Origin of the sequence: Terriglobus sp. ADX1, assembly GCF_036877645.1 — a bacterium.
Lineage (GTDB): Bacteria > Acidobacteriota > Terriglobia > Terriglobales > Acidobacteriaceae > Terriglobus.
In genome coordinates this window covers 14371-37095 of sequence record NZ_JAEDXV010000029.1, presented here as the reverse complement: position 1 = coordinate 37095, position 22725 = coordinate 14371, and the positions used below count along the sequence as shown (strand labels likewise).

Genomic DNA, 22725 nt, shown 5'->3' with positions numbered 1-22725 from the left:
CCTATGCATCCTTCTTAATCGCCGTCGCTCCCAGCATGCCGCCCAACCCCATAGTTTCCACCGCTGACGAAGGCACAATCACCATAGAGCCGCGCTCCTTGATGGCCTCATAGAGCATGTTCATCGCGCGCAGATGCAGAGCAGTCGGACTCGCTTCATACACGCGCGCAGCTTCCGCAAACTTCTCCGTCACCTGCAACTCTGCATCGCCAAGAATCACACGGGCCTGCCGTTCACGTTCCGCCTGGGCCTGTTGCGACATGGCGTTCTCAAGCGCCTGCGGTATGCGCACATCGCGTATCTCAACGGACTGCACCGTAATGCCCCACGGATTCGTCTTCTGGTCGAGCGCTTTCTGAAGCTCATGCCCAAGCGTGTCCCGGTTCGTGATCATCTCGGCTAGTTGATGTCGGCCTATAGACTCTCGAAGCGCGGTCTGCGCACTGAGCGTAATGGCATTCTCGTAGTTTGAAACTTCGAGGATCGACTTCTGCGCGTCCCAAACAAGCCAGAACACGATCGCATCGACATTCACCGGTACGGTGTCGCAACTCAACGTAGATTCAGCCGTCACCATACTGGTGCGAACACGTTGATCAACATATGCGCTCAGCGTATCAATCACCGGCACAAGCATGAAAAGGCCGGGGCCCTGCAAACGGTGAAATCGACCGAATCGCAGAACGGCGACCTTTTCCCACTGCCGCACAACGCGAATGGAGAACAGCAGATAGAAACCGGCGAGAAGAAATGGCAGGACAGCGATTTCTCGGTTCGTGTAATCGGCAACAAGGATGCCGGGAATGGCACACAGCACGAATGCAGCAACAGCAGGGCCGCTCGCTTCAATCTTTACTTGCATGATTCTGCTCCCTTCCATTTGTTCCCAGTTCTACTTTCCGAAGTTCGGTGATGAGTTGATCGACAGTAAATCCGTTCGCTCCCGCACGCGCTGCGGCCTCCAGCGCAAGCTGGCCGAGACGACGCGATGCAGTAGAGTTCGATTGACCAACCGATTCGGAGATGAAACAGCCCGAACCGTGCTGCGTGTCGACGGCGCCACTCTGTTCAAGTTCGCGATAGGAACGGGAGACGGTATTTGGATTGATGGCGAGATCGACTGCGACCTTACGGATCGTAGGCAACTGGTCTCCGGGCTTCAGACGACCGGATGCGACTGCCCCTAAGACCTGATCCATGAGCTGCCGATAGACGGATACACCGGAGGAGTGATCGAGACGAAACACAAAGTTCTGCCCTGAATCTCTCATGACTGAAATAGTGTACTAATACATTAGTTCAGTCAACAGGCAAAATATACGGATTCATCGATGAGTCCTGAGAGACGCTTGTGAGCCCGTCTGGGTTTAACCGGAAAACGACGAAATGCTGTCAAGCCCCTACACCATCCAACCCCAACAAATCAAAAGAAATAGAGTTGGCATGGAATTTCCACCAAAGCTCTAAAATAGAAAGAGAGAGAAAAGGGCCATGCTTTCGCGTGGCCCTAACTCTTTTAGAAAGACGATTTTGACTCTAAACCCAATGGGCAGACGATTTTACAGCCACTCGCGCTGTAAACCCTGTAGAAAGAGGATTTTAGAAAAACAGGGGGGAGGGGGTACCCCCCCGAACTTCTAAATCAAATCCAGTCGTTGCCGCTTTGTAAGTTCGCTCACCACGCGCCCAACTTCCTGCGAATGCGCGCGTGTCGTAATCAGGATCGCGTCATCGGTCTCCACCACAACCAGATCGCTCACACCCAGCAGCGCAACCGTCTTGCCCGGCGAATAGACGTAATTGCCGAACGCCTCCAGATGCAGCGCCTGATCGCACTCCACAATGTTCCCGTGGCCGCGGCTCACACCGCCCTTCGCCATGGCATGTTCGTGCAGAGCAGTCCACGAACCTAGATCGTTCCAGCCGAAATCGGCAGGCAGGCAATAGATATTGCTTGCTGCGCCCTTCGCGGAACGCGGTTCCAGAACAGCGTAGTCAATCGAGATGTTCTCCACCTTCGGATACTCGGCAGCAAATACTGCCTCAAACTTCGGCGTTCCGTATGCGGCAGCAATCGTCTCCAGCGGTCCAGCCACTGCAGGCCGATGCTCGCGGATAGCATTCGCCAGCGTCTTCGCCGACCACAGGAAGATGCCTGCATTCCAGGCATAATTGCCGTCCGCCAGGAACTCAATGGCGCGGTCGATCTGCGGCTTCTCGGTGAACCGCTGCACACAGCGTGCGGGCATGCCCAGATCGGTGAACTCACTCGCGACGGTTCCCTGCTTGATGTAGCCGTAACCCGTCTCCGGACGCGTCGGCGGCGCACCCAGCACCACAATGTTCTCGCCCGCCGCGGCAATCTGCATCGCCGCGTGGATCACCTGCTGGAAGCGCGCATTGTCCGTCACCACATGGTCCGACGGAAAGACACCCAGAATCGTCTCCGGTGCGGTCTTCTCCACGATCATCGCCGCCAGCGCGCAAGCGGGAGCAGTATTCCGGGCCATCGGTTCGCACAGGATGCGGTCGTGTGGAATCCCCGGCAACTGTTGCCGGATCGTCTCCAGCAACAGCCCGTTGGTAATCACCAGGAAGTCGTCCGCAGGAGCCAGCGGCAGCAACCGCGCCACCGTCTCCTGGATCATGGTCTCCGTGCCACCAGACAGCGCCAGCACCTGCTTCGCCCGCGACTTCCGCGAACGAGGCCAGAACCGAGTACCGCTACCACCGGCAAGAACCAGCGGCGTAAGCTTCAGGGACTTCGTCACGGAGTCGTTCATAGGTTTAGGCAAGCCCCGCGAAGAAGGTACGCATACGCTCAATGCCCTTGTCGATCACGTCAGCCGATGTGGCATAGGAGAACCGCAGATGATGCTCCGTACCAAACGCCTCACCCGGCACGCACACCACATGGGCCTCGTTCAGTAGCCGCGATGCCACCTGCGATGCAGTCGCCGCACCTTCGCGTCCCAGGAACGCCGAGATGTTCGGGTAAGCGTAGAACGCTCCCTGAGGCACGGTGCAGGTCAGCCCCGGAATGGTTGCAAACCCGGCCAATAAGCGGTCACGCAGCTTGATGTAGTCCACCTTCATGTCCTCAACGCACTGCTGCGACGCAGTCAGTGCCGCCACCGAAGCATACTGCACCGGTGTGGACACATTGCTGGTACTCTGCGACTGCAGCTTGGCGATGGCGGACACAATGGCCTTCGGTCCCAGCGCAAACCCCGCGCGCCAGCCCGTCATGGCGTAGGTCTTGGACAACGTACCCAACACCACCACGTGCTCCTTGCAGTCCGTAAACGACCCACCACTCACCGGCTTACCGATGAAGTTCAGGTAGGTGTAGCACTCGTCCAGCAGCATGTAGATGCCCTTACGATGCGCCAGGCGGATGATCGCCTCCACATCCTCGGCGCTCATCACCGCACCTGACGGGTTCGAGGGCGAGTTCAGGATGATGGCCTTCGTACGGTCGGTGATAGCCGCCTCGATCATGGCCGGCGTCACACGGAAGTTGTCCGCCTCATTGGCCTGCACAAATACCGGCGTACCACCCGCGAACTGGATGATGTCCTTGTACGACACCCAGTACGGCACCGGCACAATCACCTCGTCGCCATGATCCACCAGGCACTCGATGGCGTTGAACAGGGCCTGCTTGCCACCCGTGGCAAAGCAGCACTCCTCTGGCGTATAGCTGGAGCCAAAGTCCTCCGCATGGCGGTCCACCACAGCACGACGCACCTCAGGGATACCCGCCACCGCCGTGTACTTGGTGTAGCCCTTCTCAATCGCCTCAATTGCGGCGCGCTTGATGTGTTCCGGCGTCTGAAAATGCGGCTCACCCGCACCAAAGTCGGCCAGATCAATGCCGCTCTGTTTCAGGCGAAGCGCCTCCGCCGTAATGGCCATCGTGGCCGACACTTCAATGCGGTTGATGCGATCGGAAAACGTCTTCTTCGCTGTAAGGACTTCTGCGGCTGCTGCGCTCATGGCTCCGATTCTAACGGAGCCACACAGACTTTGCCTCAACGAAAGGCATTACACCTCGCCCGGAACTTCTCCACCAAGCGTTACAGTCTGTGCGGAACGCTTCTCCTTCAACCGCTGCAGCACCAGCGGCGGCACCAGTTCACTAATATCCCCGTTGAGCTGATACACGCCCTTAATGAGCCGCGACGACACATACGTGTACTTCTCCGCAGGCATCATGAAAACCGTCTCCAGCGACTTGTCCAGCTTGCGGTTCATCATGGCCATCTGGAACTCATACTCGTAGTCAGAGATGGCGCGAATACCGCGCAAGACCGCACTGGCCTGTTTCTGCCGTGCAAAATCCACCAGAAGACCATCGAATGTCTCGACGGTGACATTGCCCAGGGGAGCCGTCACCTCACGCAACATCTCCGCACGTTCTTCCGTAGTGAACAGGGGTGTGCCCTTGCTGGTGTTGCGCAACACAGCAACCACCAACTCATCAAAGATCTTCGCCCCACGGCTGATCAGGTCCAGGTGTCCGTTCGTTGGCGGATCAAAGGTGCCGGGGTAGATGGCGCGGATAATTCCCATGACAAAAGGAAGCATACGCGAGCCGGTCGATAGCCGCTGTAAGGAATAAGAAAGGGCCGCAGTTCGCGGCCCTTTCAATGACTACTTCTTGAGTGACTACTTCCGAGAAGACCGCACAGCTTCTTGCGCCTTTTCCTCACCATCCGCAGGCGTTGCTGGAATCGGAGCAACGGAAGACGCGCCGATCTTCAACTTGGCACGAAGCTCAACATCCATACGCCCGAAGACTTCCGGATTGGACTTGAGGAAGTTACGCACATTCTCGCGTCCCTGGCCAATGCGTTCTCCAGCATAGCTGTACCAGGCACCGCTCTTCTCCACGATGTTGTTTGCTACAGCAAGGTCCAGCACATCGCCTTCGCGCGAGATGCCTTCACCGTAGAGGATGTCGAACTCAGCTTCGCGGAAAGGGGCAGCCACCTTGTTCTTTACGATCTTGGTCTTTGTGCGCGAGCCGACGACAACATCGCCTTCTTTCACTGCGCCAATGCGGCGAATGTCCACACGCACCGACGAGTAAAACTTCAGCGCACGGCCACCGGTGGTGGTTTCCGGGTTGCCGAACATGACACCGATCTTTTCGCGGATCTGGTTGATGAAGATGAGGCAAGTGCGACTCTTCGAGACAGTCCCGGTGAGCTTACGCAGCGCCTGCGACATCAGACGCGCCTGTAGACCAACGTGCGAATCGCCCATTTCGCCATCAAGTTCCGCCTTGGGAACCAGAGCAGCTACCGAGTCGACAACCAGCACATCGATCGCACCGGAGCGGACGAGTGCTTCAGTGATTTCCAGAGCCTGTTCGCCGTAATCCGGCTGAGAAATCAGCAGGTTATCCGTATCCACGCCCAGCTTGCGCGCATAGACAGGATCAAGCGCGTGTTCCGCGTCGACGAAGGCAGCCAGACCGCCCTGCCGCTGCGCCTCAGCGATGATCTGCAATGTAATGGTCGTTTTACCCGACGATTCCGGGCCATAAATCTCAACCACGCGACCGCGCGGCACACCACCTACACCCAACGCGGCGTCGAAGGAAATGGATCCCGTGGAGATGACGGAGATCGGTACGATGGCATCGCGCGCGCCCAGGCGCATGATAGAGCCCTTGCCAAACTGCTTCTCAATGCCCGCCAGGGCAAGTTCTACGGCTTTGCTGCGTTCGTCCACGGCCACGCTGATGATTCTCCTTCGTACAGTGAACCTCATCCTAGCATCCATCCCGCCGCATGGCAAAGAAAAAGCGAAGTAATTCCACACACCCAAAATCATCGAGCGGGTCTATAAAATCATGGAACCTTATGAGCGAAGCCACTTCCAACGTCACCTTCTCCAGCCCGGTCAAGTTTGGAACCGACGGCTGGCGCGGCATCATCGCCGATGACTTCACCTACGCCAACGTCCGCATTGCCGTCCGTGCCATTGCCAATTACGTGCTGGCGCACGAAGACGCATCGAAGGGTGTCTGCATTGGCTATGACACGCGCTTCGGCTCGCCGCAATTTGCGCGGGTAGCGGCACAGGTGTTGAGCGAGGCCGGTATCCCCGTGTTGCTGGCAAAGGACATTACTGCAACCCCCGCGCTCAGTTACGGTGTAGCGCATCGCAAGGCTGCGGGCGGCATCATGATCACTTCGTCGCACAACCCTGCGCAATGGAATGGCGTGAAATACAAGGCCAGCTATGGTGGTTCCGGTTCACCCGGCATCATCAAGAGCATTGAGAGCTACCTGGATAAAGACGTCCCTGTAGCCGCAACACCCGCCGCCATTACCGAAGTCGACTTCATGCCCGACTACATCGCTGCTGTAGAAGCCTTCGCCGATCTCCCGCTGATCGCCAAGGCAAAACAGCGTTTCCTCATTGATAGCATGTTCGGCGCTGGTGCTGGCGTACTGAAAGGTATCTTCCAGCGTGCCGGCGTGGACTGCGTGGAGATTCGCGCAGAGCGCAACCCTCTCTTCCCCGGCATCAATCCTGAACCGATCCTGCCGCACATTGCACTAACGCAGAAGAAAGTCGTCGAAGAAAAGTGCGCAGCCGGCCTGATTACCGACGGTGACGCAGACCGCATTGGCTCTGTCGACGAGCACGGCAACGTAGTCGACGCGCACAAGATTTTCTCCATTCTGCTGTGGTGGCTCCTTGAGAAGAAGAAGTGGCCGGGCGAAGTTACACGTGCCTTCAACACCACCAAGATGCTTGACCGCATTGCCGCGAAATACGGTCGCAAGCTCCACGAACACGGCATCGGCTTCAAGTACGTCTGCGATCTGATGCTCACCGAAGACATTCTCATCGGTGGCGAAGAGTCGGGCGGAGTCGGCATTAAACGTCATCTGCCCGAGCGTGACGGCATTCTGAACGCGTTACTACTCGCAAACGTAATGGCAGAAGAAGGCAAGACGCTGGGCGAATTGGTCGCCATGTTGCAAAGCGAATTCGGCGAGCACCAGTATGGCCGCATCGACATGCACATTGACGATCGCCTGAAGAAGTCGGCCATCGAACGCGCCTCCAGCGGACTCACAGAAATCGCAGGCTATCGCGTGCTGAAGACTGAGGACATGGATGGCATCAAGTTCTTCCTCGACAATCCGGAAGCCAAAACCAAGCCCAACGCTGCCGAAACATGGCTGCTGTTGCGCGCCTCCGGAACCGAACCTCTACTGCGCGTTTACAGCGAATCCACCTCGCAGGAAGCAGTGCAGAAAATTCTTAAAGCAGCAGAACAATTCGTATTGGAGGGCTAACTTTTGGCCAGCATAGATACCACGGCCAAGGGCCTTCTCTTTGACATGGACGGCGTTCTCATCAGCTCTATCGCATCCGCCACACGGTGCTGGAAGCGCTGGGCCAAGCTATACAACGTGCCGAACGCAGACAACTTCGTCCTGCCTCACGGTCGTCCCGCTCGCGACATCGTCATCATGCTTCGCCCGGACATTGATCCGGATGAAGGCCTTCGCGTCATTGAAGACATGGAGATTGAAGACGTAGGCGACATTGAAGTGCTGCCCGGTGTGCGAGAACTGCTCGCCAGCCTGCCGCCCGATCGCTGGACAGTGGTTACCTCCTGCACGCGCCGCTTGCTGGAAGCTCGGCTGAGAGCAGCGGGGCTGCCTGAACCGCCAAAGCTGGTCTCGGCAGACGATATCTCCAGAGGCAAGCCCGATCCGGAACCCTACATCCGCGGCGCTGAAGCACTCGGCTTGAAACCTGAAGACTGCATCGTAGTGGAAGACGCCGTATCCGGTGTGGAGAGCGGCATCGCCGCAGGTTGTCGCGTGCTGGCAGTGCTTAGTTCCACGCCTCGTACAGAGTTAAAGGCAGCCACCTGGATTGCACGGTCGCTTGCAGTAGTGAAGGTCACTGCCGATGCAGACGGTCTGCAGGTGAAAATCCCACTCGCAAGAAAGAATTAAGGCAAGAAGAGCAGAACGCAGCGTTCATCACGAGCGCTGCGTTCTGCTTTTATGCTCCAAATCGCTCGCGCAGCAGGCCTTCGACACGCGACACATCGGCCTCAGTATCCACGCCCACGGTGTCAAACTCCACGGCTTCCACATACAGCGCCAACCCGTTCTCCAGCAGCCGCAACTGTTCCAACCGCTCCGTCTGTTCCAGGGGGCTCGCCGCCAGCGTGCCAAAACGCAGCAACGCATCGCGCCGATACGCATACAGACCCAGATGCTTCCAATACGTAGCCTTCCCCGCGCCATCGCGGTCGTACGGAATCGTGGCGCGCGAAAAATACAACGCGCGGCCATCAGTGGCGTGTACCACCTTCACCGCATTTGGATTGTGGATGTTCTCCGGCGCGCAAAGCGTCTTCACCGTGCTGCATTCCACATGCATGCCGCGCGAGAACGGACGCAACAGCGCATCAATGTGTTCCGGCTTCAGCAGCGGCTCATCGCCCTGAATATTCACGTAGATGTCAGCCTCACGCTCCAGCGCCACGGCACGCATCCGGTCGGTTCCGCTAGGTAGCGCGGCGTCCGTCATCTGCCACTGCCAACCATGCGCCTGACAAAGCTCGCCAACTTCCTCAGAATCCGTCGCAACGACGACTTCGTGCAGTTGTGGACAGCGCAATGCCGCCTCCACCACCCACTGCAGCATGGGTTTACCCAGCAGCGGGCGCAGCACCTTCCCGGGAAGGCGCGTAGAGGCGAGACGTGCGGGAATCACTCCCAAAATGCGTGTTTCACTCATGCGTACAGTCATCCAGACGACGGCAATTTGAGCCGAAGCCCGACTTCCAGTAAACTACATTGAGTGCCCAGCGCGCGGCTCCCGCCGCCCCCAATCTGCAAGGCGCGTCCCAACACCATGGCGGTGTAGCTCAGATGGTTAGAGCGACGGACTCATAACCCGTAGGTCACTGGTTCGATTCCAGTCACCGCCACCACTCACTTTCCATTCCGCAACAGTTTTCGTATGGACTTCCATGGTGCATCCTACCTAACGGATGACAAACCTTCCCGTTCCCGAAACTCTGTTGGACCAGGCTCCGCTGGCCTACGAAAATGACGACTTCCTGAAAACCCCGGATGCACGCATCTTTCGCATCATGGCCGAGTACCAGGAGCCCATGACGCGTTTTCGACGCGAACGTATTCAGGACACTGTGGTCTTCTTTGGTTCTGCGCGATTCGCCGCACTGGACGTGGCCAACCATGAGATGGAGCTGTTGGCGAACTCCTACTCCAACCATCCCGCACCGCCGGAAGAACAGCCGAACGCTTCACCGGAAGCAAGCGACCTGCAGCGTAAACGTGCGGAAGCCGCGGTGGAGATGGCGCGCTACTACGAAGACGCGCGCAAACTCGCCTACATGCTCACCGAGTGGTCGAAAGACCTGCCAGGTCGGCGTCATCGCTTCGTCGTTTGTAGCGGCGGCGGCCCCGGCATCATGGAAGCTGCGAATCGCGGCGCGTATGAAGCAGGCGGCAAGACTATCGGCCTGAATATCGCTCTGCCCTTTGAACAGCGGCCCAATCCTTACATCACTCCCGCGCTGAACTTCCAGTTCCATTACTTCTTCATGCGCAAGTTCTGGTTCGCGTATCTGGCAAAAGCGCTCGTTGTCTTCCCCGGCGGCTTCGGTACGCTGGACGAAATGTTTGAGCTGCTAACGCTGGCCCAGACACACAAGATGGCCAAGGAAATGACCATCATCATCTACGGTCGCTCGTACTGGAACGGCGTCATCAATCTGGATTTGCTCGCGGAAAAAGGTGCTATCTCCGTCGGCGATACAGACCTCTTCCGCTTTGCGGACACGCCAGAAGAGGCCTTCGCCATTCTGAAAGAAGGACTGCACAAGTATTGCCCCACATGCGGCCCGGACGAACGCGTTCCGGAAGGCCCGGCACCAAGTGCCCAGGAAGTTCTGGGACCGGACATCGCAGCCACGCGGGGATAAGACCACGGACAGCAATTTCGCGCACTGTCATTCTTAGCGAAGCGAAGAATCCCAACGGCATTGCATCACTGCAATGTCGTTGAAAGTTTCCAGGCAGGAAGCACGGCACGCTTCCCGCCTGCTGATAACGCCATGGGAGATTCCTCGCGAACACGACCAATCTCAACGGCGGATTTATTTCGTATTTAGAAAATCTTCTACGGCCTTCACAAACCGTTGCGGTTGTTCCAGTGAAGGCACATGTCCACTTTCATCAATGGTTACCAGCTTCGCCTGCGGTATCGCTTTCGCATAAGCCTGTCCTGTTGAAAGCGGCACGAGGGGGTCCTGCGCGCCCCACACGACCAACGTAGGGATCGTAATGCTGGAAGCCTTTTCGCCCAGGGCCTCTCCACGCACCGCGGGATTACCGCTGAACGCGCTCGTCGCCAGTGCATCATTGGCCGCCAGCTTCGTAATGAAACGACGCCGCGCCACCTCTTCTGTGATCAGCGACTTGTTATAGAAAACTGCGCGCAATCCCGTAACTACTTCGCCTACAGTGCTCACCGAGAAATGAACACTTGCGCCGGAAGAAAGCACCGTCTCCGGCAAGGAAAGGCCGACAGCATCTTCCAGGATCAATCGAGTTGGCTTCGGCAACGTGCTTCCTGAAACCAACGATTGTTGCGCATAGGCAGCGGCAGTCCATCCGCCCAGCGATTCGCCAAGGAGATCAAAATGCGTAATGCTCTGTGTGCGTAAAAACTCCGCGAGAAACTCAACGTACGTCTGCACACGATACGCAATCAGCGGCTTCGCGCTTTGTCCCGCGCCAATCTGATCCAGCGCAATCACACGATAGCGTTTTGCCAACAGCGGCAGCGACGGGCCAAAGTCCACATCGGCCTGCGAGCCATAGCCATGCAACAAAACCAGCACCGGCTCACCAGCCTTGGCTGTACCCATGTCGTAATAGGCAATCTCTTGTCCGAAGACGCTTGTGTGTTTTTGTGCAGGAAGCGGATGGCCGAAGATATCGGCATTCTGTGCAAAAGCTGCGGAAGATGTGAGGAGGCAGGCTGCGAGGCAGAGTCGTGTCTTCATCATTGTGTGGTGGCCGCCTTCATCCGAAGGTCGTCCCTCTTGCAATGAGATTACACCCTACTCCCGTTGCAACGGCGTAAACAGAAACTGTGCAATCAGCTTCGGAGCCAGCAACAGATCGCGTGCGAATGAACGCTGCTCGCCGATAACAAACGCGCCACGACGCATTGCAAACCAGTTAAATCCTGATGCAAACGACGCAAAAATAAACGACGCAATCAGCCCCGTGCGTACATGTTGCGTCCCCATTACTCGATGCACCGATGCCTGTGCCGTCAGCAACACCAGTGGCACCCCAAGCCACACCGCAATCGCTGTCTCCCGGATAGGCTCCGCATGACGCAGTCGTTGTATCACGGCACCAGCAACACCTGCAGCAAACGTGCCATACACAAACTCCGTCAGCATCGCCTTTGCTGCGGCATGGTGCGCGCCATGAAGATTTGAGAAAAGGAAAAAGAAACTACGCAGAATTGCGGAGAAAGACGCCGCCTTCCAGTTCCAACCACGCAATAGCGCAAGAGGGTGTCGCAAAATCTCTGTCAGCACACGAGAAAGCGGGACGGAAGGGTTCGACATGGCGATGTGCAACAGTCTCTCATGTAGAAGTGCTATGGTGTCGTGCATGGGGACTGCGCCGCGCGTTGCGTTCTTTCCGGATTCGTTCCACGAGGTAAACGGCGTGGCGCATACCGCGCGCAACTTTACCGCGTATGCAAAACGCCACGGCCTGCCCATGCTGTGCATCCGCGCCGGGGCGCCTGGCATTCGCGGCAACCCAAGTCTGAATACAGAAGGCTCCGTTACCGAAGTGGATCTACCGCGCAGTTCCTTCAGCATTGCGATGGAGAAAGATCTCAGCTTCGATCCAACCTTCGCTCGCTATGCAGGCACTATCAGTCGCGAACTCGATCGCTTCCGCCCTGATCTCATTCACATCACAGGCCCCAGCGAACTCGGTATCTTCGGCGCGTACTTCGCGTGGCGCAAACATATTCCGCTGGCTGCAAGCTGGCATACCAATGTTCACGAATACGCAGGCCGTCGCAGCGCACCACTGGCAGCACTACTGCCAAAGGCGCCGGGATGGATCGAGTCCGGCGCTCTCCATGCCACATCAAGCTTTTATCGGCTGGCGAAAGTGCTGTATGCACCGAATGAAGAGCTGTGCACACTGTTGGAGCACAAGACACAGCGTACCTGCCACGTGATGCGACGCGGCGTAGACACGGAACTCTTCTCTCCCACGCGAAGAACTCGCCGCCTCCATGACGATGTACTGATACTTGGTTACGTAGGCAGGCTCTCCATCGAGAAGAATGTCGCGTTGCTTCCTCTGCTTCAGCAAGCACTTGATACTGCAGGGATCAACGCACGCTTCTGCATCATTGGGCACGGTGGTGAAGAAGCAGCGCTGCGACAGACACTCCCGAACGCAGACTTTGCAGGCGTGTTACGCGGTGAAGAGCTTGCATCTGCCTACGCCAACATGGACCTCTTCGTCTTCCCGTCCGAGACGGATACATTCGGCAATGTAGTGTTGGAAGCATTGGCCAGCGGCGTGCCCGCTGCTGTCACAGATGGTGGCGGTCCAAAGTTCATTGTGACCAACGAAAGTACTGGCATCGTTCGTCCTACATCCGCATGGATTGAAGCTGTCGTGGAACTCACCAGGAACCGCACTCGCCTTCGTGCGATGGGAGAAGCCGCTCGCACCTATGCCACAGGCTGTTCGTGGGATGCCATCTTCGATGCCGTGGTCGCGGAGTATCCCTCACCGCAACACCGCATCCATTCACAGATCAGTGCAGAATCTCTGCCACAATAGCGGTGCCCGGTGGTAGCGTTCCCATCTCCACATTGACGGCGCCCATGCCGTGATCGGACCGCATCAGCGGTCGCAGATACACATTGCGAAACCCATTTGAAGCCAGCGCTGCCGTCAGATGCAAAGTTGCGGGTGTCGTGCCATCATTCGCAGCCAGCAGCAACGAACCGCGAGCACTCTTCGCTCGCAAAATCCATGCGCGTAACGAGGGCTGTGTAGCCGGCAGAACCACAACACTTCCGTCACGCACCACCGCATGTGTATTGCGAAACGCCAGGACCTGTTGCACGGACTTACGAGCCACATCGGACGTAAGCAAATGACTATCCAGAATGGGAGCACCCGAAGCCAGCAGCAACGGGAACAAACTTCTCACATACGGAACGTCTGCCGGCAACATCGCAGTCGCAGCATTTGCCTTCTCATCACCAACTGGCATAGCAGCAATCTCAACCGCATTCACTTCACCCACATGCCGTATCCCACTCTCGGTGTCCTGCGGCGAAAGAATGTGCAACGTGATCGGATCAGAAGCCGCGCCGCGTTTGCGTGCTGCAGACGTCACAGCCTGTGCCTCTTGTCCTGCAGTTCGCGCCAACAGAATGCGATGCCCCGGATAATGATCCAACGATGCGCGCAACTGCCGCGCCGCATCCATATCACTGGCACCGAGTGTTCCCAGATCCATTCCACCCACGCCACGGCTCATCCAGAAACGAACCTCACCGGCGTTATTGGTCGCGCGCTGCAACGGCATGTGCAGCAATAGATGCATACGCCGCGCAGAGATCTCGCGCAGCAGCGTATCCAGATCTTCTTCCGTGCCAAAGCGTTCCGCAAAAGGCTGCTTTACCGTTGGTTCCAGATCCGGCAACAGAATGCTGTCCGCGCCCACGTCACTCATGCGGTCCAGCATTTTCACCGCATCGGCAAACGTCACATCCTGCGCACAACGAATCATCGAAGCATGCAGCCACCATGCCTCTGGCGCAATGCCATTACCACGCCATCCCGCATGTGCTAGCTGCTGCGCCTGCGCATTCGCTGCCACCAGCAGCGACCCCACAACGAATTGGCGACGACTCACCATCGCCTTCCATACTAAGTCGAATCCGCAGAAATCAGCATCCCACGCCATTTCGCCGTCTAGCTGCGACAATAGACACATGCTGCATCTCGCCGACGGGGCCAAGCGCTTTGGCCACAAGCTGTTATTTGAAGGGGCCAACTGGCTCATCACACCGGACGAACGTACCGGTCTCGTCGGTGGTAACGGCACCGGAAAATCGACGCTGCTGAAAATCCTCGCAGGCATTGAACATCTGGATCACGGCCAGCTCAATCGCAGCAAAGGCCTCACCATCGGCTATCTGCCGCAGGATGGCCTCGCACTGCGCGGGCGCACAGTTTTCGATGAATGCCTCAGCGTCTTTAAAGCGGCGCAGGACATGGAACACGAGATGGGCGAACTCAGCGACAAACTCGCACACTTCGACCCTACCAGTGCGGAATATGAAACCGCCGCAGATCGCTTCTCGGTAGTCAGCGAAACGCTGCAGGCACTTGATCTCTACAACCTGGATGCGCAGGTAGGCGCAGTCCTCGGTGGTCTTGGATTTCAAAAAGAAGACTGGCGACGCGATTGCGGCGAGTTCTCTGGCGGATGGCAGATGCGCATCGCACTCGCCAAGCTGTTGCTGGAAAAGCCATCGCTTCTACTGATGGACGAACCCACGAACCATCTCGATCTCGAAAGCCGCAACTGGCTTGAAGAGTATCTCAAGTCCTATCCCCGCGCCTTCATCCTCATTTCGCACGACCGTTACTTCCTCGACGTTACTGTCAACAAAATCACGGAAGTGTGGAACAAGCGCGTATGGTTCTACACCGGCGGTTATGAAAAGTACGTAAAGCAGAAGACCGAGCGCCGCGAACAACTTGCACGCGACTATGCCTCACAGCGCGAACGTATCGACCAGCTTGAAGCCTTCATCGGCCGCTTCCGTTACCAGGCAACAAAAGCTAAGCAGGTGCAGAGCCGCATTAAGGAACTGGAAAAGATCGAGCGCATCGAAGTTCCCGAAGACGAAGAGACCATCCACTTCACCTTCCCGCAGCCACCTGCATCGGGACGAATCGTATGCGAGGTCAGTGGCCTCTCCAAGCGCTACGAACCGAAACAGATTCTCAGCAACGTGAACTTCACCATCGAACGCGGTGATCGCATCGCGCTCGTGGGCCCGAATGGCGCGGGTAAATCCACGCTCATCCGTATGTTGTCACAGATGGAAGATCCCACCACCGGCAACGTTCGCTACGGCCACAATGTACTCGCCGACTACTTCGCGCAGGATCAATACAAAGTGCTGGATCCGCAGGCAAAGATGCTCGAAGACATCAGCGCCGCGGCACCGAAGATTCCGACAGTGGAACTGCGCAGCCTGCTCGGCGCATTCCTTTTCACGGGCGATGATGTTTTCAAACAGCTCGGCGTACTCAGCGGTGGCGAACGCAATCGTTACGCGCTGGCGCGCATGTTGGTCAGTCCTGCAAACTTCATCCTGCTGGACGAACCCACAAACCACCTCGACCTTCGCGCAAAGGACGTGTTGCTGGAAGCCATCCGCAACTTCACCGGAACGGTACTCTTCGTGTCGCATGACCGTTACTTCATCGACGGCCTCGCCACGCGCGTCTTCGAGTGTGAACACGGCGGGGTGCAGGTGTATCCCGGCAATTACGAAGATTACTTATGGCGCAAGAATGGCGGCCCGGAACAGATGCAGGCCGCTGCCATTGAAATGCAGAAGGCGCGCATCCCTGTCATTGAAACGCCTCCTCCACCTCCACCGCCGGCAACACCTGCCGCAAACGTAAAGAAGCTGAATCCCATCAAGCTGAAGCAGATGCAGGATCGCGTGCGCTTTGCAGAAGAAGAAATGCCGCGCCTGGAAGACCGCATGACCGCGCTTGAAACGGCAATGGGCAACTTCGTCTCTGCAGAAGAATCGCAGCGGCAGACTGTGGAACTTGCAGAACTACGCAGCCAACACGAATCGCTCATGCTGGAGTGGGAAGACCTCTCCATGCAACTGGAAGAGCAGGGCGCGTCCGTCTAACGGTGCGATAGCTCAATCTGAATGCCTGCAAGAATGCCTCGCCCCGGCATGCGGATACTCTGAATCTCCGCATAGCCGGTGTTGTACAAGTTCGTTCCTTGCACATACGGCCGTAATACGCCGCGGTCCCGCGACACTGCAAAATCCAGCGTGCTGTAAGGCGTCTGCCCCACACGCTGCGTCACGCTGAATGCAGGACGCAATGCAACTTGTGAACCCGCATGAAGCCACGCTTCCGCACGCGCACGATTCGTTGGAAACTGAAACACAAGCTGTGACTGCTGCCCCTGCAACACATCCTGCGATCCAAAGATAGCCGTCCAGTTCACGCGCAGTTGCTGATCACCTTGTAACCGCATCTGCACCGATGTTTCCACGCCGGTTAAACGAACCTCTGCAAGATTCTTCGCCTGCCACTTGGCCGTAGTAGACGGTCGCACATAATCAATCGCGTTTTCCTGACGCGCATAAAAACCTGTAACCGATGCCGCAACACGCGTCGACGGATACCAGTCCACACCGCCATCAAAGTTCCACGCGGTTTCAGGCTTCAGCGAAGGATTACTGATCGTCGTGGGATCGTTGTAGTAAAGATTTGTGTAAGTGGGCAGACGGAAACCATACCCTGCACTGCTACGTAACTTCCACACTTTATGCACCATCAGACTCGCGGCAAAAGACGGTGCAGAAACGACGCGGCCTCCGCTGAGAATTTCTGCGCGCAATCCAATGGAAAAATTCGCTGCTCCACGATGCAGATCCGCATCACCATACAAAGAGGTGCGATTGCGTCCGTGCTGCCCCAGGCTGTTGCTATGGATGCTGTCTGTATTCTCTTCCGCACCCACGAACAGTTTTCCCGCATGCCCCAGCGTAACGGTCTGTCGCAGCGCTCCCTGCCAACTCGCATCCACGTGATTGTTTGCGTAATACGCAGGATTGGTGCGAATCAGAATGTAATTATCCGCATGACGTCGATACGCCACTGCGGCCGTTGTCTTCTCACGGAACGCTTGCGTGAACCCAAGAAACCAGCCCTTCGTTCGTTCCCACGAGTTGTAGTTTCCGTAAAACTGGTTCGCGCCAAACGAACGATCACTTCCCGCCAGCAGCAGATCCGATTCGCCCAACGACGATGTGGTGCGACCTTCTGCGCTTGCGCTTTCGCTGCGATAATCACGTCCCGGAATAAACCCGGTTGAGAAGTCGCGTTCACCCGCAACCACAAGGCTTCTCATCTGATTTGCAAGCGCACCTGTTACAGCTTGCTCATTGCTGCCAAAGCTTCCGCCACCCGCACGCAAGCGCAGCGAACTCTCCTGTGGCTTCCATGTACTGACATGCACCACGCCAGCAAGCGCATCCGCGCCATACAGCGTGGACCCCGATCCATGCAGCACAGCGAGTCCAGCAACAGCCTGTTGCGGTACCGGCACATCCAGGTTGAAGTGTGAAGCCTGCGCATCATTGATGCGAAATCCATTCAGTAGCACCAGTGTCTGCTCAAACGTGCCGCCACGAATACTCACATCTGATTGCACGCCCATCGCGCCGCGCTGCTGAATATCTACTGAAGCGTCCGAACGCAGGCCGTCTGCAATTTCCTGCAACGAAAGCGACATCGGCTGCGTATCCACTACCTGCACAGAGCGTGCCGTCTGCCCAAGTGCTACAGGCTCAGCCTCACCCACAACGGTAACGGTCTGCTGAATATTTTGCTGCGCATATGCAACAGAAGACACGGCGGCAACAAACGTAGAAACCAGGGAACCAACACGACGCAAATGAACAAACATTCCATGCTGAGTGTAGCTGGCGTATGGTGAAAAACACAGAAGGAGTAAGCATGCAGGACGACCAGAATCACGGTGCACCGCAGCAGCACGGTGTGCAAAGAATCTTTTTCGGACATGATGGCCTGCGTGCAATCTGGTCCATTCTGCTATTCCTCGCACTGGCTTTTGCGCTGGGCCGAGTTGTGCTTGGAGCATTTGGTAGCTATTTGCACCAGCAACAACTCATCATCAAAAGCACCGGTGAGTTACCGGTAACCTTCACCCTGCTCATGGACGGTGTGCTCTTCGCCGTTGCAGCTCTTGTTGCCTTTCTGATCTCTCGCATTGAAAAACGAAGCTTCGGCCAATACGGCATCGACGCATTGAGCACGCACCGCATTCGTCAGTTCGCTATCGGGCTCGTGATTGGCATTGCCACCATGTGCCTGCTGATGCTGGCATTGAAAGTGGCGGGAGTCATGACCTTCAATGGCCTGCTTCTGCACGGCACAGACATTTTGAAATGGGGCGCCCTCTGGGCCTTGGCATTTTTCGCCGTGGCCCTGGCCGAGGAATACCTCATGCGCGGCTTCCTGCAATTTCAACTGGCACGTGGCGTCGCAGCCATCGCCGCACGCATGGGTCACCGCGAAGCGCTCTGCAAACGCATTGGCTTCTGGGTCGCCGCAGGCTTTTTCTCCCTGCTGTTCGGCCTGCTGCATGGCAATAACCCCGGCGAATCGCCCATCGGCCTGGTCAGCGCAGGACTGATCGGTCTTGTACTGGCATACAGCCTGTGGCGCACCGGCTCCCTATGGTGGGCCATCGGATACCACGCCGCATGGGACTGGACGCAGTCGTTTGTGTGGGGCGTGGCCGACAGCGGTGGGGTTTCGCAGCATCGCCTGATAAGCACGCATTCCCAGGGGCCATTGCTGCTGAGCGGCGGCCTTACAGGGCCAGAAGGCAGCATTCTGGTGCTGGCCATCATCCTTCTCGTTACGGCCATTGTGGCCCTCACATTGAAGCCCGAACCCGGTTCTCCCGCAGCAGAATCGAACGTGCCGTCCCTCTGACTTGCTGCAAAGGCAATCTCACTGGTCTACTAGGCACATGGCCGGGTTGTGGCAAGCAAGAAATTGGAGTGAGCGGCTTGCCGAGTTGCAGGCCACCGAGACAGAGTGGAAAGAAGCTCCACTGCGTCGTGATGTGCGTTCGCTGGGCACGCTGTTGGGTGAAGTGCTGCGCGAACAGGTAGGCGATGATCTGTTTGAACAAGTGGAGACGCTGCGTCGTCTGGCCACTGAACGCCGCGAAGCAGAGTTCCAGGGCGACACCGCCAAGGCAAAGTCCGCTCTACAGCAGGCATTGTTGCTGGTGCACCAACTTCCGGTCGATCGCGCCTATCAGCTAGCGCGTGCCTTTGGCTTTTACTTCGAACTGATCAATCTTGCGGAAACGAACCATCGCAAGCGCCGCCGTCTTGCCGGTGGGTTGAACCCGGATGCCGAACCCCAGCGCGGCAGCCTGCAGGGCACACTGCGCCGCATGCGCAAAGCAGGTTACACCGCAGACGAAGCACTCGCCTTCCTGCGCGAAGTCTGCATCACACCCGTTTTCACGGCACACCCCACAGAAGTTGCGCGACGCTCTGTCATCTCCAAGCGCCGGCGCATCGCCACGCTGCTGGAAGAACTCGACCAGATTCCGCAGACAGCTGAGGCAATTGCGCAGCGCGAAGATTCGCTCATGGCCGAAATTACCGGCCTTTGGCAAACAGACGATGTCCGCCTGCAGCGACCCGCCGTAACCGATGAAGTGCGTATGGGGCTGGATTATTTCCATGACAGCATCTTTGAAACACTTCCCCAGCTCTACACGGAAATCGCCAGCGCTTTGCGCAATGAATACGGCCTCGATCTCGCGTTGACCGAACTGCCCACACTGGTAAATTTCGGTTCGTGGATCGGCGGCGACCGCGACGGCAATCCCTTCGTCACCCCTGAAGTGACGCAGGAAGCACTTGCCATGTCGCGCGAAGTTGTCTGGGCGCACTATCGCAAGCGCCTTATCGCGGCAGCACAGCGCGTCTCTTCTTCTACGCAACAAGCCGCCGCAAATCCAGAGTTAGAAGCAGCAGCAAACGAATACCTCTCGCAAATGCCCGGCGTTGCAGCCGAACTTCGTGAGCGCTTCCTCTGCGAGCACCTTCGCCTCATGCTCACCTGCATGATGCTGCGCATGGGTGACAACACCACCATCGTGCGCGACGAGCACGAAGTGCTTCCGCCGTATCGCGACGCGCACGAGTTCCTGCGCGATCTCCAACTCATCCGCGATTCGCTCGCTGACAATCGTGGCCTGCGCATCGCGGAAGAGATCATCGATCCCCTGATCGTTGAAGTTCGCACCTACGGCCTGCACCTGCAGACGCTCGACATCCGCCAGCATGCAAAGGTGCATTCCGAGGCAGTCAAGGAACTCAGCGCATGGTGCGAAAACGGCTCGCTTCCGCCCGCTCCGTCGCCCATGACCGCAGAGGTCATCGATACCTTCCGCACCGTCGCCGCGGTCAAGCACAACGGCGATCCCATGAGCATCCGGCAATACGTCATCAGCGGCGCTACCTCCGCAGACGATGTGCTGAAGACACTGTGGCTCGCTCGCCTTGGCGGTGTCGCTGCAGAGAAGTCAGCAAACGACCCCGGCCTGCTCATCGCACCACTTTTCGAGAGCATCGAAGATCTGGAAAACGCGCCTGCCATCTGCCGTCAGCTTTGGACCAGCGAAGCCTATCGGCCGTTGCTGGAAAGCTGGGGACGCAAACAGGAAGTGATGCTCGGCTACTCCGACTCCAACAAGGATGGCGGCATGATCGCCTCCACATGGAGCATCTGGAAGGCGCATCGCGCACTGTATGAAGTCGCACGCGAATGTAACGTGGACCTGCGCCTCTTCCACGGCCGCGGCGGCACAGTTGGACGCGGCGGCGGCCCCACACACCGCGCCATCTACGCGCAGCCCATGAACAGCTTCAACGGCGAGCTGCGCATCACCGAGCAGGGCGAAGTTCTGAACTTCAAGTACAGCGACGTTGTCCTCGCAGAACGCAGTTTGGAGCTGATGATCGCCGCATCGCTCGACGCTCTGGCACGCCCGGACAGCAAAGCCTGCGGTGGATGCAGTGCAAACCTCACCGGCGTTGCGTTGCCCGAGTGGGAACAGGCGATGGACGCACTCTCTGCATGGTCGTTCGAGCAGTACCGTCAGGACATTCTCGACAACCCGGACACCTTCGACTACTTCCAGCAGGCAACACCGGTTGCCGAACTGGAGCATGCACGCATCGGTTCGCGTCCGGCTAAGCGCACGGGCAAGCGTTCACTCGCAGACCTGCGCGCTATCCCGTGGGTCTTTGGATGGATGCAGTCGCGCCACACCGTACCCGCGTGGTACGGCGTAGGCTCCGCACTGGAACGCTTCACACGCGACCACAGCGACGGTCTGGAACAACTACAGCGCATGATGAAGGAGTTCCCACTCTTCCTCGACATGATGCGTAACGTGGAGTCGGCTCTGGCCAAGAGCGACTTCGGCATCGCCGAACTCTACGCCTCATTGGTGAAGGATGAAGCGCTCCGCGACCGCGTGTTCCCGATGCTGAAGGCGGAGTTCGATCGCACACACGCGATGCTCCTGTTAATTACCAAACAATCCGATCTCCTTGCAGGCAACCCCGTTCTCGCTCGTTCCATCCGTCTACGAAATCCCTACGTGGATCCCATGAGCTGGATACAGGTAGAGCTGCTCCGCCGCAAACAGGCTGGCACAGACCAGCACGAAGACGCACTGAATCGCGCCATTACCGGAACCATTAACGGTATCTCCGCAGGTCTGCGTAACACCGGATGACATCTCCCAATCGGGACATGCGCCGAAGAATGCATAAGTAGTACGGTCCAGGTAGTTCAGCAAATATTCAATCGACCAACCGTGGGCAATTGACTGCTTTCACGGCCCAGGAGGCCCCTGTGAATCTTATCCAGCGCTTCGGCCTGGTTTGCTGTTCTTCATTTCTTGCGCCCGTTTTGAATATCGCGGCGCAGGCATACCCTACACATTCTTTCTTACCCGCCATCAACATTTCCAATAGCCTGCCCGCGCCAAACGCGCCGAATCCACAAAGCACAGAACTTTCACACACACCGTTGGAACCAAGCAGAATGGGCTACATGCCCACGTCGGAATTGTGGAAACATCCGGGTCTCGGCCTCACTGTGGGCATCAATGGCATTGGCCTGGAACTTGCGGAACCAGTAGCACAGCACTTCAACATTCGCGGAGGAGGCGGCTACTTCCGCTTCAACGACACCTTCACCAGCGATGGTGCGCAGGTCAACGCCGGCATGAAACTCGGTGGTGGCCACATCGGTCTGGACTACTTCCCCTGGAGCCATCACGGCTTCCACATCAGCCCGCAGATGTACTTCGGTGTGCAGACATCCGCAGACGTAACGGTAATCGTGCCGTCTGGCCAGACCATCAGCCTCAGCGGTGGCGATTACGCCTCCAGTGCCACTGACCCGCTTCACGGCTCCGCCGCAGTCAGAGTACGCAACGTCGCCCCCGGCTTCACCATTGGCTATGGCAATTTGGCATCGCGACGCCTCGGTTCCCACTGGTCCTTTCCGGTGGAACTTGGTTTTTACTACATCGGTCAGCCAGATCTGGTCATCAACTTTTCCGGCACGGCGTGTGACACCTCGCAGCCTCCCGCCATCGGCTGCCAAAAGGTCGATCAGGACATCGACTTCCAGAAAGACCTCAAGCGCTTCACCGCTCGCCAGAACAACAACCTCAGCTACGCGTCGTTCTTTCCCATCTTCTCCTTCGGCGTGGGATACCGCTTCTAAA

Annotated in this window: 19 protein-coding genes and 1 tRNA gene; 9 read left to right on the top strand and 11 right to left on the bottom strand. The window is 57.4% G+C overall.

Features of this window, described 5'->3' with window-relative positions:
* Position 1: 1 nt before the first annotated feature.
* The 6 genes from JAO32_RS16525 to recA all read right to left on the bottom strand — a co-directional run bounded on the left by JAO32_RS16525 (position 2) and on the right by recA (position 5781).
* The gene (locus JAO32_RS16525; RefSeq protein WP_334242412.1) at positions 2–862 is read right to left on the bottom strand and encodes a slipin family protein; all 861 of its coding nucleotides are present in this window, start codon (positions 860–862) and stop codon (positions 2–4) included.
* On the bottom strand, positions 846–1247 hold the full coding sequence (locus JAO32_RS16520) for a GntR family transcriptional regulator (RefSeq protein WP_334242409.1): 402 nt from the start codon (positions 1245–1247) through the stop codon (positions 846–848). The genes JAO32_RS16525 and JAO32_RS16520 overlap by 17 nt, the downstream gene beginning before the upstream one ends.
* 390 nt (positions 1248–1637) lie before the next feature.
* A complete protein-coding gene (locus JAO32_RS16515; protein WP_334242408.1) occupies positions 1638–2771 on the bottom strand; it encodes a mannose-1-phosphate guanylyltransferase in 1134 nt (377 codons plus the stop codon).
* A gap of 16 nt (positions 2772–2787) precedes the next feature.
* On the bottom strand, positions 2788–3999 hold the full coding sequence (locus tag JAO32_RS16510; RefSeq protein ID WP_334242406.1) for a pyridoxal phosphate-dependent aminotransferase: 1212 nt from the start codon (positions 3997–3999) through the stop codon (positions 2788–2790).
* A 48-nt stretch (positions 4000–4047) separates the two neighbouring features.
* Complete coding sequence (gene coaD, locus JAO32_RS16505; protein ID WP_443082610.1) at positions 4048–4590, bottom strand: pantetheine-phosphate adenylyltransferase; 543 nt, start codon at positions 4588–4590, stop codon at positions 4048–4050.
* An 81-nt stretch (positions 4591–4671) separates the two neighbouring features.
* Positions 4672–5781, bottom strand: coding sequence for a recombinase RecA (gene recA / locus JAO32_RS16500; RefSeq protein ID WP_334242404.1), 1110 nt, complete (start codon positions 5779–5781; stop codon positions 4672–4674).
* Positions 5782–5873: 92 nt separating this feature from the next.
* On the opposite strand from recA, the gene JAO32_RS16495 reads away from it, so the two are divergent.
* Positions 5874–7325, top strand: a complete 1452-nt coding sequence (locus tag JAO32_RS16495; RefSeq protein ID WP_334242402.1) for a phosphoglucomutase/phosphomannomutase family protein — start codon at positions 5874–5876, stop codon at positions 7323–7325.
* Between the two features lie 3 nt (positions 7326–7328).
* Positions 7329–7997: an HAD-IA family hydrolase gene (locus tag JAO32_RS16490; RefSeq protein ID WP_334242400.1), complete on the top strand. Its 669-nt coding sequence runs from the start codon at positions 7329–7331 to the stop codon at positions 7995–7997.
* Positions 7998–8046: 49 nt separating this feature from the next.
* Here JAO32_RS16490 and kdsB read toward each other — a convergent pair whose 3' ends face one another.
* A complete protein-coding gene (gene kdsB / locus JAO32_RS16485) occupies positions 8047–8790 on the bottom strand; it encodes a 3-deoxy-manno-octulosonate cytidylyltransferase (protein WP_334242398.1) in 744 nt (247 codons plus the stop codon).
* Between the two features lie 119 nt (positions 8791–8909).
* Between kdsB and JAO32_RS16480 the strand changes: the two genes are divergently transcribed.
* Positions 8910–8986: transfer RNA gene (locus JAO32_RS16480), tRNA-Met, on the top strand.
* Between the two features lie 60 nt (positions 8987–9046).
* Positions 9047–10003 (top strand): TIGR00730 family Rossman fold protein, encoded by a 957-nt coding sequence (locus JAO32_RS16475; protein ID WP_334242396.1) that lies wholly within the window; start codon positions 9047–9049, stop codon positions 10001–10003.
* Positions 10004–10177: 174 nt separating this feature from the next.
* Here the strand turns inward: JAO32_RS16475 and JAO32_RS16470 are convergent, their stop codons facing one another.
* Together JAO32_RS16470 and JAO32_RS16465 are read right to left on the bottom strand one after the other, a co-directional pair.
* Entirely contained in the window at positions 10178–11092 is a 915-nt protein-coding gene (locus JAO32_RS16470) for an alpha/beta fold hydrolase (protein ID WP_334242395.1), read from the bottom strand.
* Between the two features lie 54 nt (positions 11093–11146).
* A complete protein-coding gene (locus tag JAO32_RS16465; protein WP_334242393.1) occupies positions 11147–11716 on the bottom strand; it encodes a hypothetical protein in 570 nt (189 codons plus the stop codon).
* Between JAO32_RS16465 and JAO32_RS16460 the strand changes: the two genes are divergently transcribed.
* Positions 11715–12917, top strand: coding sequence for a glycosyltransferase (locus JAO32_RS16460; RefSeq protein WP_334242391.1), 1203 nt, complete (start codon positions 11715–11717; stop codon positions 12915–12917). The two genes, JAO32_RS16465 and JAO32_RS16460, sit on opposite strands and share 2 nt — an antisense overlap.
* Here the strand turns inward: JAO32_RS16460 and JAO32_RS16455 are convergent.
* A complete protein-coding gene (locus JAO32_RS16455) occupies positions 12892–14007 on the bottom strand; it encodes a hypothetical protein (RefSeq protein ID WP_334242389.1) in 1116 nt (371 codons plus the stop codon). The genes JAO32_RS16460 and JAO32_RS16455 overlap by 26 nt on opposite strands.
* Before the next feature lie 76 nt (positions 14008–14083).
* On the opposite strand from JAO32_RS16455, the gene JAO32_RS16450 reads away from it, so the two are divergent.
* A complete protein-coding gene (locus JAO32_RS16450) occupies positions 14084–16036 on the top strand; it encodes an ABC-F family ATP-binding cassette domain-containing protein (protein WP_334242387.1) in 1953 nt (650 codons plus the stop codon).
* Here the strand turns inward: JAO32_RS16450 and JAO32_RS16445 are convergent.
* The gene (locus JAO32_RS16445; protein WP_334242385.1) at positions 16033–17820 is read right to left on the bottom strand and encodes a TonB-dependent receptor plug domain-containing protein; all 1788 of its coding nucleotides are present in this window, start codon (positions 17818–17820) and stop codon (positions 16033–16035) included. The genes JAO32_RS16450 and JAO32_RS16445 overlap by 4 nt on opposite strands.
* A 62-nt stretch (positions 17821–17882) precedes the next feature.
* On the opposite strand from JAO32_RS16445, the gene JAO32_RS16440 reads away from it, so the two are divergent.
* The 3 genes from JAO32_RS16440 (at position 17883) to JAO32_RS16430 (ending at position 22724) form a co-directional block, all read left to right on the top strand.
* Entirely contained in the window at positions 17883–18887 is a 1005-nt protein-coding gene (locus JAO32_RS16440) for a CPBP family intramembrane glutamic endopeptidase (protein WP_334242383.1), read from the top strand.
* A 37-nt stretch (positions 18888–18924) separates the two neighbouring features.
* Positions 18925–21723 carry a phosphoenolpyruvate carboxylase gene (locus JAO32_RS16435; protein WP_334242381.1) on the top strand — a complete coding sequence of 933 codons (2799 nt, stop codon included), beginning with the start codon at positions 18925–18927 and terminating at the stop codon, positions 21721–21723.
* Positions 21724–22043: 320 nt separating this feature from the next.
* The gene (locus JAO32_RS16430; protein WP_334242379.1) at positions 22044–22724 is read left to right on the top strand and encodes a hypothetical protein; all 681 of its coding nucleotides are present in this window, start codon (positions 22044–22046) and stop codon (positions 22722–22724) included.
* Position 22725: the final 1 nt, after the last annotated feature.